This window comes from Rhodococcus sp. 852002-51564_SCH6189132-a, assembly GCF_001665495.1.
Lineage (GTDB): Bacteria > Actinomycetota > Actinomycetes > Mycobacteriales > Mycobacteriaceae > Rhodococcus > Rhodococcus pyridinivorans.
The window spans coordinates 93188-110354 of sequence record NZ_LZMJ01000066.1 but is presented as its reverse complement, the minus strand read 5'-3'; the positions used below and the strand labels follow the sequence as shown (position 1 = coordinate 110354).

Annotated in this window: 11 protein-coding genes; 5 read left to right on the top strand and 6 right to left on the bottom strand. The window is 69.1% G+C overall.

Annotated elements, in window-relative coordinates; genetic code table 11:
* Position 1 precedes the first annotated feature (1 nt).
* From A5767_RS16060 to A5767_RS16035, 6 genes are all read right to left on the bottom strand, one after another.
* Positions 2–1063, bottom strand: a complete 1062-nt coding sequence (locus A5767_RS16060) for a sulfate/molybdate ABC transporter ATP-binding protein (RefSeq protein ID WP_064852681.1) — start codon at positions 1061–1063, stop codon at positions 2–4.
* Positions 1060–1845, bottom strand: coding sequence for an ABC transporter permease (locus A5767_RS16055; protein WP_033098065.1), 786 nt, complete (start codon positions 1843–1845; stop codon positions 1060–1062). The genes A5767_RS16060 and A5767_RS16055 overlap by 4 nt, the downstream gene beginning before the upstream one ends.
* The gene (gene modA, locus A5767_RS16050) at positions 1842–2597 is read right to left on the bottom strand and encodes a molybdate ABC transporter substrate-binding protein (protein WP_064852680.1); all 756 of its coding nucleotides are present in this window, start codon (positions 2595–2597) and stop codon (positions 1842–1844) included. Before modA ends, A5767_RS16055 begins: the two co-directional genes overlap by 4 nt.
* A complete protein-coding gene (locus A5767_RS16045) occupies positions 2594–2998 on the bottom strand; it encodes a TOBE domain-containing protein (protein WP_064852679.1) in 405 nt (134 codons plus the stop codon). Before A5767_RS16045 ends, modA begins: the two co-directional genes overlap by 4 nt.
* 64 nt (positions 2999–3062) lie before the next feature.
* Positions 3063–7118: a bifunctional nitrate reductase/sulfite reductase flavoprotein subunit alpha gene (locus A5767_RS16040; protein ID WP_064852678.1), complete on the bottom strand. Its 4056-nt coding sequence runs from the start codon at positions 7116–7118 to the stop codon at positions 3063–3065.
* 141 nt (positions 7119–7259) lie between these two features.
* A complete protein-coding gene (locus A5767_RS16035; RefSeq protein WP_019290485.1) occupies positions 7260–8714 on the bottom strand; it encodes a CCA tRNA nucleotidyltransferase in 1455 nt (484 codons plus the stop codon).
* Positions 8715–8789: 75 nt separating this feature from the next.
* On the opposite strand from A5767_RS16035, the gene A5767_RS16030 reads away from it, so the two are divergent.
* From A5767_RS16030 to A5767_RS16010, 5 genes are all read left to right on the top strand, one after another.
* Positions 8790–9395: an NUDIX hydrolase gene (locus A5767_RS16030; protein WP_033098068.1), complete on the top strand. Its 606-nt coding sequence runs from the start codon at positions 8790–8792 to the stop codon at positions 9393–9395.
* Positions 9392–11875 carry a DUF6049 family protein gene (locus tag A5767_RS16025; protein ID WP_082937717.1) on the top strand — a complete coding sequence of 828 codons (2484 nt, stop codon included), beginning with the start codon at positions 9392–9394 and terminating at the stop codon, positions 11873–11875. The genes A5767_RS16030 and A5767_RS16025 overlap by 4 nt, the downstream gene beginning before the upstream one ends.
* Positions 11872–15690: a murein biosynthesis integral membrane protein MurJ gene (gene murJ / locus A5767_RS16020; protein ID WP_064852677.1), complete on the top strand. Its 3819-nt coding sequence runs from the start codon at positions 11872–11874 to the stop codon at positions 15688–15690. Before A5767_RS16025 ends, murJ begins: the two co-directional genes overlap by 4 nt.
* Before the next feature lie 142 nt (positions 15691–15832).
* Positions 15833–16381, top strand: coding sequence for an RNA polymerase sigma factor SigM (gene sigM, locus A5767_RS16015; protein WP_060652478.1), 549 nt, complete (start codon positions 15833–15835; stop codon positions 16379–16381).
* A gap of 54 nt (positions 16382–16435) precedes the next feature.
* Complete coding sequence (locus tag A5767_RS16010) at positions 16436–17158, top strand: hypothetical protein (RefSeq protein WP_064852708.1); 723 nt, start codon at positions 16436–16438, stop codon at positions 17156–17158.
* Positions 17159–17167 lie beyond the last annotated feature (9 nt).

Here is a 17167-nt window from a genome sequence, read left to right as displayed (position 1 = left end):
ATCACGCGCTCAGCGCGGCCGGATGGATCCCCACCTCCGTGGCCTTGACGACGAACCATACGGAGTCGCCCGGATGGACGTCGAGGTCGGCGAGTGCCGCCGTCGTGATCTCCGCGGCGATACCCGTATCCGATCGCACGAGCACCGACGAACCCTGCGCCTCGAGTTCCGCGATCCTCACCCTCAGGGCGTTGCGCGGGCTCCCGTGCGGGGCTTCGGTGTAGACGGCGACCGCCGACGGCGCGAAGACGGCGACGGCGGCCGTACCCGGGACGCAGTCGTCGTGGACGCGGCCGTGGACGAGACCGTCCGCGGATTCCAGCGCCTCGGCTCGCACGATGCCGGTGACGAGATTGCTCCCCGCGATGCGGGCGGCGAAGGCGCTGCGCGGCCGGGTCAGCACCCGGCGTACCGGCCCGTCCTCGACGATCCGCCCGGCCTCGATCACGATCACCCGATCGGCGAGGGCGAGCACGTCGAGCGGGTCGTGGGTGACGAGCAGGCCCGTGCGTCCACTGTCGCGCAGGACGCGTCGCAGCAACGACCGCAACACCGGTGTCGCGGTGACGTCGAGCGCGGCCATCGGCTCGTCGAGCAAAAGCAGGTGCGGTTCGGCCGCGAGGGCACGTGCGAGTGCGACCCGTTGCGCCTGCCCACCCGATAACTCGTGCGGACGACGATCGGCGAGTGCTGCGGCATCGACCTCCTGCAGCCACCTCTCGGCGCGCACACGGGCCTCACGCCGACCCGCACCCGCACTGCGCGGTGCGAACTCGACGTTGTCCGCGACCGTCAGGTGCGGGAAGAGCAGCGCCTGCTGGGCGAGCAGCACCACCGACCGGTCGTGCGGAGCGACGGCGATGCCGGTCGCGGTATCGGTGAGGACGCGACCGTCGAGTTCCACGCGACCCGCATCGGGACGCAGCAGACCGGAGACCACTCCCAGCAGCGTCGACTTGCCGGCTCCGTTGGGGCCGAGCACCGCGACGATCTCACCCTGCGCGACCTCGAGGTCGACGTCGACATCGCGTGCGGCGACCCGGGCCCGCACCGTCAGGCTCACAGCGGGCGGTCCTTCCGCCGCGAGTACACGGCCACGACGATCACGACGGCCACCAGGATCAACACGAGCGACAGCGCGACGGCGGCATCGGGATCGGTTTCCCGCTGCAGATAGATCTCGAGCGGCAGCGTGCGCGTCACACCCTGAAGGCTGCCGGCGAAGGTGAGGGTCGCGCCGAATTCGCCCAGTGCGCGGGCGAATGCGAGTACCGAACCGGAGACCAGGCCGGGCAGCACGAGGGGCAGGGTGATGCGCCGGAAGACCGTCGTGGGACGCGCACCGAGTGTCGCCGCGACGTCCTCGTAGCGTGAACCCGCACTGCGCAGCGCACCTTCGAGACTCGTGACGAGGAAGGGCAGTGCGACGAAGGTCTGCGCGAGCACGACCGCGGTGGTGGTGAAGGCGATGTGGATCCCGAGCGCATCGAGGTGCTCACCGATCAGTCCGCGACGACCGAAGGTGTAGAGCAGGGCGATACCGCCCACGACCGGGGGCAGCACGAGCGGCAGCAGGACGAACCCGCGGATCACCGATATCCACCGGAAGCTACTGCGCGCCAGCACCATTGCGAGAGGCACGCCGAGCAGGATGCACAGGATCGTGGCCGCCGCGGAGGTGCGCAGGCTCAGGACGAGCGCGTCGAGGGACGCCGGGGATGTCACCAGCGAGGGGAAGGTCGTCCAGTCGACGGTGAGCAGCATCGACACCAGGGGCACGACGACGAACAGCAACCCGAGTGCCGCGGGAACGAACAACCACCGGGGCAGTCCCGTCGCGGTCACGGTGCACCGAATCCTGCGTCGGCCAGGACGGCACGACCGCCCGTGCCGGTGACGAAGTGCACGAAGGCGTCGGCGCGACCGGGATTTCGGGAATTCGACAGTGGTGCAACGGGATAGATGTTGACGATCTCTGCGGCTTCCGGGACGGGGACGACGGCGACCTTCTCGCCCGCCCCCATCGCGTCCGTGACGTAGACCAGACCGGCGTCGGCCTGACCGGAGGTGATCTTGCCGAGCACGTCGGTCACCGACGACTCCTCGGACACCGGCGCGAGCTCGACACCGGCGGTGTCCTCGAGTCGCTCGGTGGCCGCCCCGCACGGCACCTGGGGTGCGCACACGACCACCGAGAGACCGTCGCCGGTGAGATCGTCGAGCGAGGTGACGTTCTTCGGGTTCCCGGGTTCGGTGACGATCGTGAGCGTGTTGGTCGCGAACGGGATCGGCTCACCGGCAACGAGTCCGGCGTCGACGGCGGCGTCCATCGTCCGGGTGTCGGCGGAGGCGAAGACGTCGGCGGGTGCGCCCTGCTCGAGTTGGGTCTCGAGATCGGACGAGCCGGCGAACGAGAATTCCACCGACACTCCGGGGTTCGCGTCCTCGAATCGTTCGGCGATCTCGGTGAACGGTGCCCGGAGCGAGGCCGCCGCATAGACGGTGAGGACATCCGAGTCACTGCCACCGGTGCCGCACGACGTCAGTGCCGCAGCGGTGAGACCGGCAGCGAACGCGGCGAGCGCCCGGCGCCTCATTCGGTCGCTCCGGGTGTCTCGACGATGACGGTGGTCGCCTTGACGACGGCCACCCCGATGCTGCCCGGCTCGAGACCGAGTTCGTTCACAGCCTCGCTGCTCATGAGCGAGACTATGCGGTGGGGGCCGCACTGCATCTCCACCTGCGACATGACGGTGTCGGAGACGACGCGCGTGACCAGCCCGACGAAGCGGTTGCGGGCGGAACTGCCCACCCCGAGCGGATCGGGACCCGCATCGGCCTGAGCGCGGGCGAACTCCGCCAGCTCGCGACCGTCGACGGTCTTGCGTCCGGCGGAGTCCTTGCCGGCGCGCAGCAGCCCCTGGTCGATCCAGCGACGGACCGTGTCGTCGCTGACCCCCAGCAACGACGCGGCGTCGCGGATCCGGAGCGAGGTCACGCGTGTCTCCGCACATGCGTCATGAACGACACGTTATATCCGCATCTGCGGACCGGCAAGCAGATCAGTAGACGTCGCGGACGTACCGCTTGTCGGCGGCCATCTGCTCGACGTACGCCGCGGCGTCGTCGCGGTCGAGCCGCCCGTGCGCCTGCACCACCTCGCGCAGGGCCGCGTCGACATCCTTTGCCATACGTCCGGCGTCGCCGCACACGTAGAAGTGGGCACCGTTCTGCAGCCACTTCCACACCTGCGCCCCGTGCTCGCGCATCCGGTCCTGCACATAGATCTTCTGCCGCTGGTCGCGGGAGAAGGCCAGTCCCAGTTCGGTGAGGAAACCGTCGGCGTGCATCGACTCGATCTCGTCGCGGTAGAGATAGTCGGTCTCGGACCGCTGGTCGCCGAAGAACAACCAGTTGCGGCCCGTGTGCCCGGCCTCGCGACGGTCGTGGAGGAAACCGCGGAACGGTGCGATGCCCGTACCGGGACCGACCATGATCATGTCGGTCTCGGGTGCCGGTGGCCGGAAGTGCTCGTTGCGCTGCACGAAGATCGGGATGTCCACACCCTTGCTGTGATCGGCGAGGAACGACGAGCACACACCTGCCCGGGAGCGACCCTCGAATTCGTAGCGCACCACCGACACCGTCAGTTGTACCTCGCGCGGGTTCGTCTTCGGGCTCGACGAGATCGAGTACAGGCGCGGACGCAGACGGCCGAGCAGGTCCTTCCATTCGTCCCAGGGCGCCTTGAACGGGTACTCGGCGATGACGTCCATCGCCTGCCGCCCGTACAGCCACTGCTGCAGCTCGATCTTGTTGCCCGGTCGCAGAAGTTTCGTGAGTTCGGCACTGCCGCTCTGCTTCTGCACGAACCGGAGCAGTTCCGGTGTCACCCGGGTGATGTCGAGGTGCCGGGTCGCGGCCTCGCGCAGCGGCACGGTGGGGCGGTCGCCGAGTTCGACGGCGGTCTCCGGGTCGAGGGCGGTGACCTGCAACCATTCGTCGACGGCCTCCGGGCCGTTCGTCGGCATCACCCCGAGTGCGTCGCCGGCCTCGTATTCGAATGCGGGATCGAAGATCTCGAATCCGAACTGACGCACGTCCTTCGCCGAACCCGCACCGCTCAGTGCGATGTTGCGGGTGATCCGGGTGACGAGCGGCGAGTTGCGGGTATAGGCAGGGGCCGCGGGAGCAGCCGATGCGACCGGGGTCGTCGAGCCTCCCAGCAGCGGTACGAGGGCGTCGAGCCAGTTCTGCGCGCGCTCGTCCTCTCCGGGTTCGCAGTCGACGCGCTCGGCCAGGCGGGTCGCGCCGAGAGTGCTCAGACGGTCATCGACACGGCGCCCGAAGCCGCAGAAATCGTCGTAGCTCGAATCGCCGAAAGCAATTACTGCGTAACGTGTTCCGCTCAGTTCGGGCGCGGTGTCCGCCGCGAGCGACCGCCAGAACGACCCGCCGTTGTCGGGTGGGTCGCCGTCGCCGAAGGTGCTCGTGACGACCACGAGGTCGTCGATGTCGGCCAGCGCGGCGACGTCGAGTTCGTTCAGCCCCCTCAGCCGCACGGCCCGACCGGCATCGCGGAGCCGTTGTGCGCAACTCGCCGCGAAGGATTCGGCGTTGCCCGTCTGCGACGCCCAGGCCACCACGACGACCGGCCCGTCCGGCACCGCCTCGGTGGGCGTCGCGTCGGGAACCGGGGCCGAGTGCGCGTACATCCCGGCGAGCAGTCCGTCGACCCATACCCGCTTGTCGGCCGGGAACGGCGCGGTCGGCGGAAGGGTCGGCGCGGCAGTGATCTCCGCCGTCCTGAGTCCGGCGAGAAGACCTGCGAGATAACCTCGTTCGGCGTCGTCGAAGGTGGGTGCGGGAATCGTCCCGAGTCCCAGCGCAGACTCGAGACGGTCGAGCACCGAACCGCTCTCGAGCACCGGTTCGACCGCACCCGCGACCTTCTCCACCGACACGGCGCAGACCTTGAATTCGGGCTGCAGGGATGCCGGGTCGACGGCGTCGTTCGTCACGGCGTTGATGGCGAGATCGTCGCCGAAGAGGTCGTTCCAGTGGAAGGGCGCGAAGCAGTTCCCGGGCAGCACCCGGTCGGTGACGACGGCCGGCAGCACGGCCCGGCCGCGCCGCGATGCGATCTCGACCCGGTCGCCGTCGACGATCGACAGTCGCTGTGCATCATCGGGATTGATCTCGACGAACGGTCCGGGATTCAGTTTGGTGAGTTTCTCGACCTTCCCGGTCTTGGTGAGGGTGTGCCACTGGTGCGGGACGCGTCCGGTGTTCAGGACGAAGGGGTGGTCGTCGTCCGGCATTTCCGCGGCGGGCATGTGCGGGCGAGGGAAGAAACGAGCGCGGCCGTCGGGGGTCGCGAACGCCAGTCGCGGACGGGAACCGTCCTCGCGCACCACCGGGGTCCGGCTCGTCCCGTCGTTGAGATAGCGGACGGGGTGCCGTGTCGCGGCCGACTCCGGCGGGCACGGCCATTGCACGGGCCCTTCCCGCAGTCGATCGTAGGTCATGCCGCGCAGGTCGTAGCCGGTCTGCGGATTCGCGAATCCGGTGATCTCCTCGAAGATTTCCTCGGCACTCGAATAGTCGAAGGCGTCGCCGAAACCCATCTCCTGAGCGACCCGCGCGATGATCTCCCAGTCGGGCAGCGACTCACCGACGGGTTCGACGGCCTGCTGTAGAAGATTGACGGTACGGTCGGATCCGACGGTGACATACTCGGATTCGGCCCACAGAGCTGCGGGTAGGAGAACGTCTGCGTACGAAGCGGTTTCGGTCTCGCGATAGACGTCCTGCACGATCACCAGCTCGGCCTTCCCGAGTGCCTCGAGAACGGTGGACCGATTCGCGATCGACGCCACGGGATTGGTGCAGATGATCCAGCACGCCTTGATCTCTCCGGCGGCCATGCGCTCGAACATGTCGACGGTGCCGGCGCCGCCCTCGGTGCGCAGCGTGCCGCGCGGCAGCGACCAGCGATCTTCGACGAACGCGCGGTCGTCGTCGGAGAGGACACTGCGCTGACCGGGCAGACCCGGTCCCATGTATCCCATCTCGCGGCCGCCCATCGCGTTGGGCTGGCCGGTGAGGGAGAACGGCCCGCTGCCGGTGCGGGAGATCGCCCCGGTCGCGAGGTGCAGATTGCAGATCGCGTTGGTGTTCCACGTGCCGTGGGTGCTCTGGTTCAGACCCATCGTCCAGCAACTCATCCACTCCCCGGCCTCGCCGATCCACTGCGCCGCGGTGCGGATGTCGGCCTCGGCCAGACCGGTGACTTCGGCGACGACGTGCGGTGGGTAGTCGGCGAGGAAGGACTCCATCGCGTCCCAGCCGTCGGTGTGCTTCTCGACGAAGTCGCGGTCGACGTGTCCGTTCTCGACGATCAGGTGCAGCAGACCGTTGAGAAGCGCCAGGTCGGTGCCCGGCGCGATCTGCAGAAACAGGTCGGCCTTGTCGGCGGTCGCGCTGCGCCGCGGATCGACGACGATCAGTCGCGCTCCCGCCTTGACCCGATCCATCATGCGCAGGAACAGAATGGGATGGCAGTCGGCCATATTGGAACCCGACACGAAGAAGACGTCGGCGCGGTCGAAGTCCTCGTACGAGCCGGGCGGGCCGTCGGATCCGAGCGACTGCTTGTACCCGGTCGCGGCGCCGGCCATGCACAGTCTCGAGTTCGATTCCATGTGCGAGGTGCGCAGGTATCCCTTCGCGAGCTTCGTCGCGAGATACTGGGCCTCGAGCGACATCTGTCCCGAGACGTAGAGAGCCACCGCGTCGGAGCCGTGGGCCGAGACGATATCGTTCAGGCGCCGCGCGGTCTCGGCGATCGCATCGTCGAAGGGGAGCGGGGCGACCTCGGCCGCCCGCTCGGAACGCATCCACGCCGTATCGAGCCGGCCCCCGACCGCGAGCATCTCCGCGCTGGTCGCGCCCTTCGTGCACAACCGACCTCTGTTGGTCGGGTGATCCTTGTCTCCGTATGCCCTCACCACGCGTCGGTCACCCGTCTCCGGGTCGACGGCGACGTCGAGGAGCATCCCGCATCCCACACCGCAGTAGGAGCAGGTGGATTTCACCGTGGTGATCTCGTCCTGCATCCCGCAACTCCTCGACACCGTCTCGACTACGCCGGTGTCCATGCTGGAGAAGCGGTGTTGCGGTGGCGTCACCCGCGGTGAGCACGCGGTGACATCTGGCTCACGCCGCCGTCACGACGATGTGAGATCAGACGTTCGGAGTCAGGCCTCCTGCTGCTGTGCCCACCACTCGAGCAGCGCGGCCTCGGCCTCGTCGCGCTCGAGCGGGCCGCGGTCGAGCCGCAGTTCCTTGAGGAAGTTCCACGCCTTGCCGACCGTCGGACCTGCGGAGATACCCAGCAGTTCCATGATCGCGTTGCCGTCGAGGTCGGGCCGGACCTTGGCGAGATCCTCCTCGGCGGCGATGCGCTCGATCCGTTCCTCGAGACCGTCGTAGGTGGCCTGCAGCGCGGCGGCCCGACGCTTGTTGCGGGTCGTGCAATCGGCGCGCACCAGCTTGTGGAGCTTCGGCAGCAGCGGCCCGGCGTCGTGCACGTAACGGCGCACGGCCGAATCCGTCCACTGTCCCCTGCCGTAGCCGTGGAAGCGCAGGTGCAGGAAGACCAGACGGCTGACGTCCTCGATCATCTGCTTCGAGTACTTGAGGGCGCGCATGCGCTTGCGCACGAGCTTCGCTCCGACCACCTCGTGGTGGTGGAAGCTGACGCCGCCCTGCGGCTCGTTGCGTTTGGTGTCGGGCTTGCCGATGTCGTGCAGCAGCGCAGCCCACCGCAGGACGAGATCGGGATCGCCGTCCTCGAGGTCGATGGCCTGCTTCAGGACGGTCAGCGAGTGCCAGTACACGTCCTTGTGCTGGTGGTGCTCGTCGATCTCGAGCTTCATCGCGGGGATCTCGGGGATCACCCGCTGCGCCAGACCGGTCTCGACCATCGTGTCGATGCCCTCGATCGGATAGTCGCCGAGGATCAGCTTGTCGAGCTCGGCCTGCACCCGCTCGGCGCTGATCCGCAGGATCTCGTCGGCCATCGAGACGATCGCGGTGTGCACGCGCTCGGTGAGGGCGAAGCCGAGCTGGGAGACGAACCGCGCCGCGCGCAGCATGCGCAGCGGATCGTCGTGGAAGGAGTCCTCGGGCTTCGCCGGGGTGTCGAGCACGCCGGCGAGCAGGGAGTCCATGCCGCCGAGCGGGTCGACGAACTCACCCGCACCGTCCGGTCCGATCCGCACGGCCATCGCATTGACGGTGAAGTCGCGGCGCACGAGATCGTCCTCGAGACTCGTGCCGTACTTCACGATGGGGTGACGCGTGACACGGTCGTAGGCGTCGCTGCGGAAGGTGGTGATCTCGAGTTGCTCGAGTCCCTTCACCGCACTGATGGTCCCGAAGTCGATACCCGTGTCCCACTGGTGGTCGACGAATCCGCGCAGCAGCTCCTGCACGACCTCCGGACGCGCATCGGTGGTGAAGTCGAGGTCGGTGCCGAGGCGACCGAGCACCGCGTCGCGCACGCTGCCCCCGACGAGATACAGCTCGTGTCCGGCTTCGGCGAATCGCGCCCCCAGCGGGGCGAGGATGTCGGACAGATCGCGCAGAGTGGCCTCGGCTCCGGCGAGCAGCCGGGTACGACGGTCGGTTTCTGCGGTGGGGGAGTTCACGTCTTTGCACCTTACCGAGCAGCGCGTTCGTGTGGTTGAGCCGGGACCGACGTCGGTCCATCTACTATCTATGAGGTGTCGCCCGCCGAACGTGCCAACCGTAACCGCCGCAGCTCGCGGCGGCGTGGCGCGGGCGCAAAGAAGACCGCACACGGTGCTTCGCCCGGATCGTCCGCTTCGCCCGGACCTCGCATGCGGACCGTCCGCGAGACTTCCGCGGGAGGTCTGGTGGTCGACGGACTCGGTGGTCCGCCCGAGAAACTCTGCGCAGCCCTGATCGGCCGCACCGACCGGCGGGGACGCCTGCTGTGGTCGTTGCCGAAGGGCCACATCGAGCAGGGTGAGACCGCCGAGGAAACCGCGATGCGCGAGGTCCGCGAGGAGACCGGCGTGCGCAGTTCGGTGCTCGCCGAGCTGGGCAGCATCGATTACTGGTTCGTCACCGAGGGCCGCCGGGTCCACAAGACCGTGCACCACTATCTGCTGCGTTATCTCGGCGGAGAACTCTCCGACGCGGACGTCGAGGTCACCGAGGTGGCGTGGGTGCCGCTGCGCGAACTGCGGACCCGCCTGGCGTACGCCGACGAACGCAAGCTCGCCGACATCGCCGATCAGCTCATCGCCGAGATGGACCACACGCGACTCCCCGATGCCGACGAACCGGGGGCCCCACGCGGATGACGGTGGTGGTGTCCCGGGCGGGCGCCGCGGTGCTCGCCGTGCTCGTACTCGTCCTCACAACGGCAGGCGTGACGCCTCTTCTGCCGACGACTCTTCTCCCGACGGCCTCGGCGAATCCGGCCGCAGCCCAGACCGACCCCGACGAGCCGCGCTTCCTCGAGTTGAGTATCGACGAGGTGACGCCGCAGACGGTGACTCTCACGAGCGAGTCCGTCGTCACGGTCCGCGGCACGGTGGCGAACATCGGCGACCGGGACGTCGAGGACGTCTGGGTGCGGCTGCAGCGCGCACCGGTGGTCTCCGACTCCGCAGCGCTGCGCACCTCGCTGTCCCTCGACCAGGCCGGATTCGACACGGTCGGTGAGTTCGAGGAGGTCGCCGACCGGCTGGGGCAGGGCGAACGTACCGACTTCGAACTCGAACTGCCGCTGCGCTCCGATCTCGTGCCGTCGCTCGACATCGACACTCCCGGCGTCTACCCGCTGCTGGTGAACGTCAACGGGGTCCCCGAATACGGCGGGGCGGCCCGGCTCGACGACGCACGCTTCCTGCTGCCCGTGCTCGCGGTTCCCGCGAGCGACGAGGTCACCGAGGAGACCGAAACCGGGAACGGCGGGTCGCGGGGCACGACCCGCTCGTCCGACGACGGCCGGCTCGACCGCGAGGAGAAAGCGTTCCCCGCCGTACCGCCCGACGTGTCCCGCCCCGCCGCGGTCACGATGCTGTGGCCACTGGCCGATCGGCCGAGGCTCGCCGCCGGCGTGGCCGGTTCCGGCACCGAGCCGGTACGCCTGGTCGACGACGACCTCGCGGCCTCGCTCACCGAGGGCGGGAGGCTCGACGGTCTGCTGCGCGCCGTCGAGGACACCGCCCGCACCGAACCCCGCGTCCTCGAGGGACTGTGCCTGGCCGTGGACCCGGACCTGCTCGTGACCGTCGCGAACATGACGCGCGATTATCTCGTCGTCGAGGATCCGAACGAACCGACCGGCGATGCGCGTCCGGGCTCGGGCACGGATGCCGCGGTCGCCTGGCTCGAGCGGTTGCGTGCCCTCGCGGCGACGACCTGCACGATGGCCGTGCCGTTCGCACAGGTCGACCTGACCGCGCTCGGCGACCTCGCCGACTCGTCCCTGACCGACTCCGCGCTCGAATCACCGGCGGCCATCGTCGACTCCATCCTCGGCGTCACCTCCACCCCGGGCGTGATGTGGCCCGACTCCGGCGTACTCACCGAGAAGACCGGATCGATGCTCGCCGCCGACGGCCCGGTGACCGCTCTGGTGTCCGACAACGCCGTCGAGGGCGGACGCGCCCTGCTCGCGGGCACGTCGTCGACGCCGTCCACCGCGCCGGGCGGCAACGGCTTCCGGATCTCCGGTGTCTCCGGCCTCACCGCCGCCCTGTTCGACTCGTCCGCGTCCGCGGCACTGGCCGGGATGGGCACCGACCCGCAGACGCCGTCCTTCGTCCCCTCCTCGGCGCGCTACGACCTCTCCCGCGATTCCTCGACGGCCCGCCTGCAGGACGCCCTCGGCGCGCTGGCCTGGCCGGCCATGGTGCCGACGGTCAGCGAGGTCACCGGGGCGGCACTGCCGGCCGCGGGCCGATCGGTGCTGTTCGCGCCGCCGCAGAACTGGTCGGCATCGCCCGACGACGCCGTCTCCGTGCTGTCGATGCTCTCCACGCTCGTCCGCTCGGGCCTGACCACGCCGCGACCGCTCGCCGCGCTCGTCGACGCGGCCGCGAACACCGCGAACGACCCGACGGCCTCGATGCTGGTCTATCCCGAGCAGGCGATCACCGACGGCGCCTCCGCGGCGGTCGTGTCCGAGGCCGAGGAACAGATCGGCCGCCTCGACGCGATCCAGACGGCGCTGGTCGAGGACCCGCAGGCCCAGCTCACCCCGCAGCAGTTCACCGCCCCGCTGCGCGAGGACCTGCTGCGCGCGATGAGCCTGGCCGGTCGTCGCGGTGCCGACGCCGACGGTGCCTACGCGACCGGCGAGCACCGCGCCTCCGAGGTGCGGGAGGCCGTCGACGACATCTACGACGCCGTGACGGTCATCTCGACCGGCGGTGTCTACACCCTGACGTCCGAACAGAGTCCGCTGCTGCTCACCGCGCGCAACGACCTGCCCGTGGGCATCACCGTGCGACTGCAGGTGGACGCGCCCGACACGGTGGACATCACCGATATCGGGCCGACCCAGCTCCCGCCGCGCGGCAGCCGCACCCTCACGGTGCCGGCTCAGATCAGCGACTCGCGGAACCTCCGGTTGGAGTTCGCACTCACCACCGACTCCGGCCTGCCTCTCGGCAGCTCGACGACGGTGACGGTACGTTCCAATGCGTACGGCCAGATCCTCGCCGTCGTCACGGGATGTGCGGGAGCCCTCCTGCTGTTCCTGGCGGGCAGGCGACTTCTGCACCGGTTCCGGGGAGAGCCGGATCCAGCCGACGAAGGGTATGAGAAATGACCGGGAACTCCACACGGGACGACGTGGAGACACACCCGAACCCGGGACCGTCGGACTCTCCCACCACCTCACCGGACGTCACGGGTGCCGGTGCGGGTCGCCGCAGGCCGCAGAGCCTGCTCGCGGCGACCGGCTCCATCGCCGTGGCGACCCTGGTCAGCCGCATCACCGGCTTCCTCAAGCAGCTGCTCATCCTGACCCTGCTCGGTGCGAGCGTCGCGTCGTCCTTCACCGTGGCGCACCAGATCCCCAACATGATCTCCGAGCTGGTGCTCGGCGCCGTCCTGACCTCGATCGTCGTGCCGGTGCTGGTGCGGGCCGAGCGGGAGGACCCCGACGGCGGTGAGGCCTTCGTCCGGCGACTGTTCACCGCGGCGCTGGTGCTGCTCGGCACGGCGACCGTTCTCGCGGTGGCCGCGGCCCCGGTCCTGACCACCCACGTCTTCCTCGACGAGTCCGGCAAGGTCTCGACGTCGCTGACCACGACGCTGTCGTACCTGCTCCTGCCCGCGATCATGTTCTACGGGTTGTCGGGCCTGTTCACGGGCATCCTCAACACCCGGCAGGTGTTCAAGCCGGGCGCCTGGGCCCCGGTGTGCAACAACCTCGTGGTGCTCACCGTGCTGGTGATCTACTACCTGATGCCGGGCGAGATCACGCTCGATCCGGTGCGGATGAGCGATCCGAAACTGCTCGTCCTCGGCATCGGCGTGCTGCTCGGCGTCATCACGCAGGCGATGTGCCTGGTACCCGCGCTGCGCCGCGAAGGCATCAATCTCAGGCCGTTGTGGGGTCTCGACGACCGGCTCCGGCAGTTCGGTGGCATGGCCGCCGCGATCGTGCTGTACGTGCTGATCAGCCAGGCCGGGATGGTCTTCGCCACGCGTGTGTCGTCAGGCGCCGACGAGGCAGGTCCCGCGATCTACAACAACGCGTGGCTGCTGCTGCAGCTGCCCTACGGCGTCCTCGGGGTCACCGTGCTCACCGCGATCATGCCGCGCCTGAGTCGCAACGCCGCCGCGGACGACACCCCGGCCGTCGTCGACGACCTGTCCGTCGCGACCCGCCTCACCATGATCTCGCTCATCCCGATCGTCACCTTCCTGACGATCGCGGGTTCGCAGGTCGGCGCCGCGCTGTACGGCTACGGCAACTTCGGCGGCAGCAACGCCGAACGCCTCGGCCAGGCGGTGAGCTGGTCGGCGTTCACGCTCATCCCGTACGCGCTGGTGCTCATCCACCTGCGCGTGTTCTATGCCAGGGAACAGGCCTGGACCCCCACCTGGATCATCCTCGGCATCACCGCCGTCAAGATCGGCCTGTCCGCGCTGGCGCCCGTCGTCGCGGCGAACGACGAGCAGGTGGTGCTGCTCCTCGGCGCGGCCACGGGCGTCGCGTTCACCGTCGGAGCGTTCATCGGCGGCTATCTGCTGCACCGCACACTCGGCGACCTGCAGATGGCGAACGTCGGACGCACCGTCTGGCACGTCGTGCTCGCGTCGCTCGCCGCGGCGATTGTCGTGCTCGTCACCGACCGTCTCCTGCAACTCGACGTCCTTGCCGACCGCTTCGGGGGCATCGGCTCGCTCGTGCGGGTCGGGCTCAACGGTGTGCTCATGGTGCTCGTCGCGCTGGTCGGGATGTACCTGCTCAAGGTGCCCGAGATCCTCGCGATCGAAGCGGCCGTGCGACGGAAGGTCGCGGCACTGCGCGGCACCGCCCCGGTCGAGGAGGCCCCCTCCGGACCCGAGACCGGAACCACCTCCGACGAGGCGCCGGCTCCCGCCCCCGTCCCGCGTCCGCGCTACGCCGAATCGGATGCCGAGAAGACCGTCATCCTGCCGCGTATCGACTACGGCGAGTACGGCGTCGGACCTTATGACGCCATCACAGAGGTCATGCCCGCCATCAGGGACGTGCCCGGTCGCAGCAATGCGCACGGACAACTCCCGTACCCTGATCAGCAGCAGGTACGGTCCGGGAGCCGTCGACCACGGTTCTTCGCGGCCCCCAGCGGCGACCCGCGTCTGCACACCGGAAGTGGACGAGTCGACAACGAAGGAGTGAGGGTGAGCGACGACCACGCTGCCGGCAAGTCCACCATCGATGCCGCCGCACGGCAGAAGTCTGCCGACAAGGACGGCAAGCGCCCGCCGCGCGATCCGAACCTCGACACGGGTGTCATCCCCGTCGGATCCCCGCAGCTCCCGCCGGTGCGTGTCGCGGGCCCGGCCTCCCAGCCGCGCCGTCCGATGCGCGGCCCCGATCTCATCGCCGGTGCCTCGGTCGCCGGTGGTCGCTACCGTCTGCTCGCCCCGCACGGAGGCGCGCGCGGTCTGCGTTTCTGGCAGGCACTCGACGTCAAGCTCGATCGCGAGGTCGCGCTGACCTTCGTCGACGCGGAACAGCGCGCGGCCGACGGCACCGGCCCCGACTCGCCGCAGGCCGTGCTCTCGCGCACCCTGCGCCTCGGTCGTATCAATTCGCCCGGACTCGCCCGCGTCCTCGACGTGGTGCGCGGCAGCTCGGGCGGCATCGTCATCTCGGAGTGGACTCCCGGCCGGTCGCTGAAGGAGATGTCCACCACCGAGCCGTCGCCGATCGGTGCAGCACGCGCGATCCGCGCGCTCGCGGCCGCCGCCGAGGCGTCGCACCGTGCGGGCAGTGCCCTGTCGATCGACCACCCGGATCGCATCCGCATCAGCGTGGCGGGTGACGCCGTGCTGGCCTTCCCCGCGACCTTCTCCGATTCCGACGCGATGTCCGACGTGCGCGGTCTCGGCGCGAGCCTGTACGGACTCATCACCGGACGGTGGCCGCTCGGTGAGCCATCGGCTCCGGGCGGCGTTCCCGTCCCGCACCACAGCGGTGCCACCGTCGGCGGAATGCCGGAGCCCGACCGCAAGGACGGTGTGCCGGTGGAGCCGCGCGTCCTGCGTCCCGATGTGCCGTTCGAGATCTCGGCGGTCGCGGTGCGTGCCCTGTCCGAGGACGGCGGTATCCGGACCGCCGCGACCGTGCAGCACATCCTCGACCAGGCGTCGGTCGTCGATCAGAAGACCGAGATGATCCCGGCACTGCGGATCGGGCAGCGCGCTGCCGCCTCGGAGACGCATGCACTCGCGGATCCCGAAGCGCTGGAACAGAAGAAGAAACATTCGCAGCGGATGCTCATCGCCCTGGCCGCGCTCGGTGCCACGACGGTGCTGTTGCTCGCGCTCATCGGATGGTGGATCGCGAACCTGCTCGCCGGCGATGCCGACGATGCTCCGCTGACGAGTCAGGAGTTCGGTCTGACTCCCACTGCCGAGGCACCCGCCGAGGAGGGGGCGGGCGACGAGCAGGTCGAGGCCGCGCCGCCGCGACCGGCGGCGAGCGCTCCGGTCTCCGCGACCTCCGTGTCGGTGTTCTCGCCTCAGGGCACACCCGATTCGCCCGCCACCGCGTCGCAGGCGATCGACGGTGATCCGTCCACCTCGTGGAGCACCGATGCCTACTTCGATCCGTTCCCGTCGCTGAAGAACGGTGTCGGACTTCTGTTCACGCTCGCCGACGCGTCGGAACTGTCCGCGGTGAAGGTCACCACCGACACGCCGGGCACGGTCGTCGAGGTGCGCAGCGCACCGTCCGAGTCGACGTCGCTCGATCAGACGCAGGTGATCGGTTCGGGCACACTGGCTTCCGGTGAGACCACGATCCCGGTCGAGGCGGACGGCCAGACTTCGCACGTGCTGGTGTGGATCACCGATCTGAGCTCGAGCGGCGGAAGCAACAAGAGTTCCCTCTCCGAAGTGGAATTCGAAGCCGCACGCTGACCGCGGACAGCCGGGCGGAATCGTCCGGATCGGCTACCATCCGCGCGTGCGAATTTTCGGGGGGATCGCAAAAATCGCCGTGCCCGACGGGGGTGTCGACGACGGCGGAAGCGTGTCGGACGGGGTGGCGTCCGATGGAGCAGTGTCGGATGCCGAGCTGCTCGCAGCACACGTCGCAGGCGATCGGCATGCCTTCTCCGCCTTGCTGGCACGACATCACGACCATCTGTGGCAGGTCGCGCGGCGGACGAGTTACTCGAACGAGGACGCGGCCGACGCGCTTCAGGAGGCACTGCTCTCGGCGCACCGGAGGGCTTCGGGTTTCCGGGAGGACGCCGCGGTCCGCAGCTGGTTGCACTCGATCGTCGTCAACGCGTGCCTCGATCGCATCCGCCGCAATCGTGTCCGCGTGACCGTCCCACTGTTCGAGGACGATTCGCACGACCTGCGTACCCCGCGCGATCCCATCCACGACACCGAGATCGCACTCGACATCGAATCCGCCCTGTTCGCACTGCCACCCGACCAGCGGGCAGCCGTCGTCGCGGTGGATGTGGAAGGTTTCTCCGTCCGGGAGGCGGCGCAACGTCTCGGTGTTCCGGAGGGAACGGTCAAGAGTCGCTGTGCCCGCGCGCGGAGCCGGCTCGCAGTTCTTCTCGACGACCTTCGCTCCGAGGGGAACCGATCGTGATCCTCCTCCGTCTTACTCTGGTGAGGGATGCCGAACCGCGGAGGAGAGTCGCGCATGAACGAGGACGAGATGCGTCCGTCGAACTCCGCCGAGATGCGCCCGCCGTACTCCGCGGAGTTGCTCGCCGATCTGCATGCCGGGGTGCTCGACGAGGAGTTCGCCGCCCGGTTGTGGCCGCGCGTGCGCCGCGATCCCGGGGCCGTCGTGTATCTGGCGCGGCTCGACGCGACGCAGGCGCGGTTGTCGGCCCTGCGCGGCGCTCCACCGAAAGAATCGATTCCGCCCGAGATCGCCGCGCGTATCGGTGCCGCGCTCGCGGAGGATCGATCCGACGACCGGTCCGATGTCCGGTCCACACCGTCCCGCATCGCACGGCGTCGCCGGTGGGCGGTGGCCGGTGCCGCGGTCGCGGCTGCAGTGGCGGTGTTGCTCGTGGTGGTCGTGCGCGAAACGGCTTTCGGTAGCGACGACCCGACCGGTGTTCCCGTCGCGGCAGCGGAAGACGAGGCCCTGTTCGAACCCTCCACCCTGCGGGCGATGATCGGCGACACCGATCCCGGTCTCCTCGGTGGAGCCGATCGTCTCCGAGAATGCTTGGACGCGAACGGTTTCGAAGGCCGGTCACCGATCGGTTCACGCGCGGTGCGGTACGCCGGCGACGATGCCGTCCTCGTCCTGTTGAGCGGACCGGACGCACCGGCGCTCACCGCTCTGGTGGTCGGAACCGACTGCGACGCAGATGATCCCGCGACATTGGTGCGCAAGACGATCGGCTGACCTTTCGGC

What these genes read in the sequence shown, in the direction of transcription:
- modA (WP_064852680.1), bottom strand. Translation starts at nt 2,597, where the DNA reads ATGAGGCGCCGGGCGCTCGCCGCGTTCGCTGCCGGTCTCACCGCTGCG.
- A5767_RS16040 (WP_064852678.1), bottom strand. Translation starts at nt 7,118, where the DNA reads ATGCAGGACGAGATCACCACGGTGAAATCCACCTGCTCCTACTGCGGT.
- A5767_RS16025 (WP_082937717.1), top strand. Translation starts at nt 9,392, where the DNA reads ATGACGGTGGTGGTGTCCCGGGCGGGCGCCGCGGTGCTCGCCGTGCTC.
- murJ (WP_064852677.1), top strand. Translation starts at nt 11,872, where the DNA reads ATGACCGGGAACTCCACACGGGACGACGTGGAGACACACCCGAACCCG.
- A5767_RS16010 (WP_064852708.1), top strand. Translation starts at nt 16,436, where the DNA reads ATGAACGAGGACGAGATGCGTCCGTCGAACTCCGCCGAGATGCGCCCG.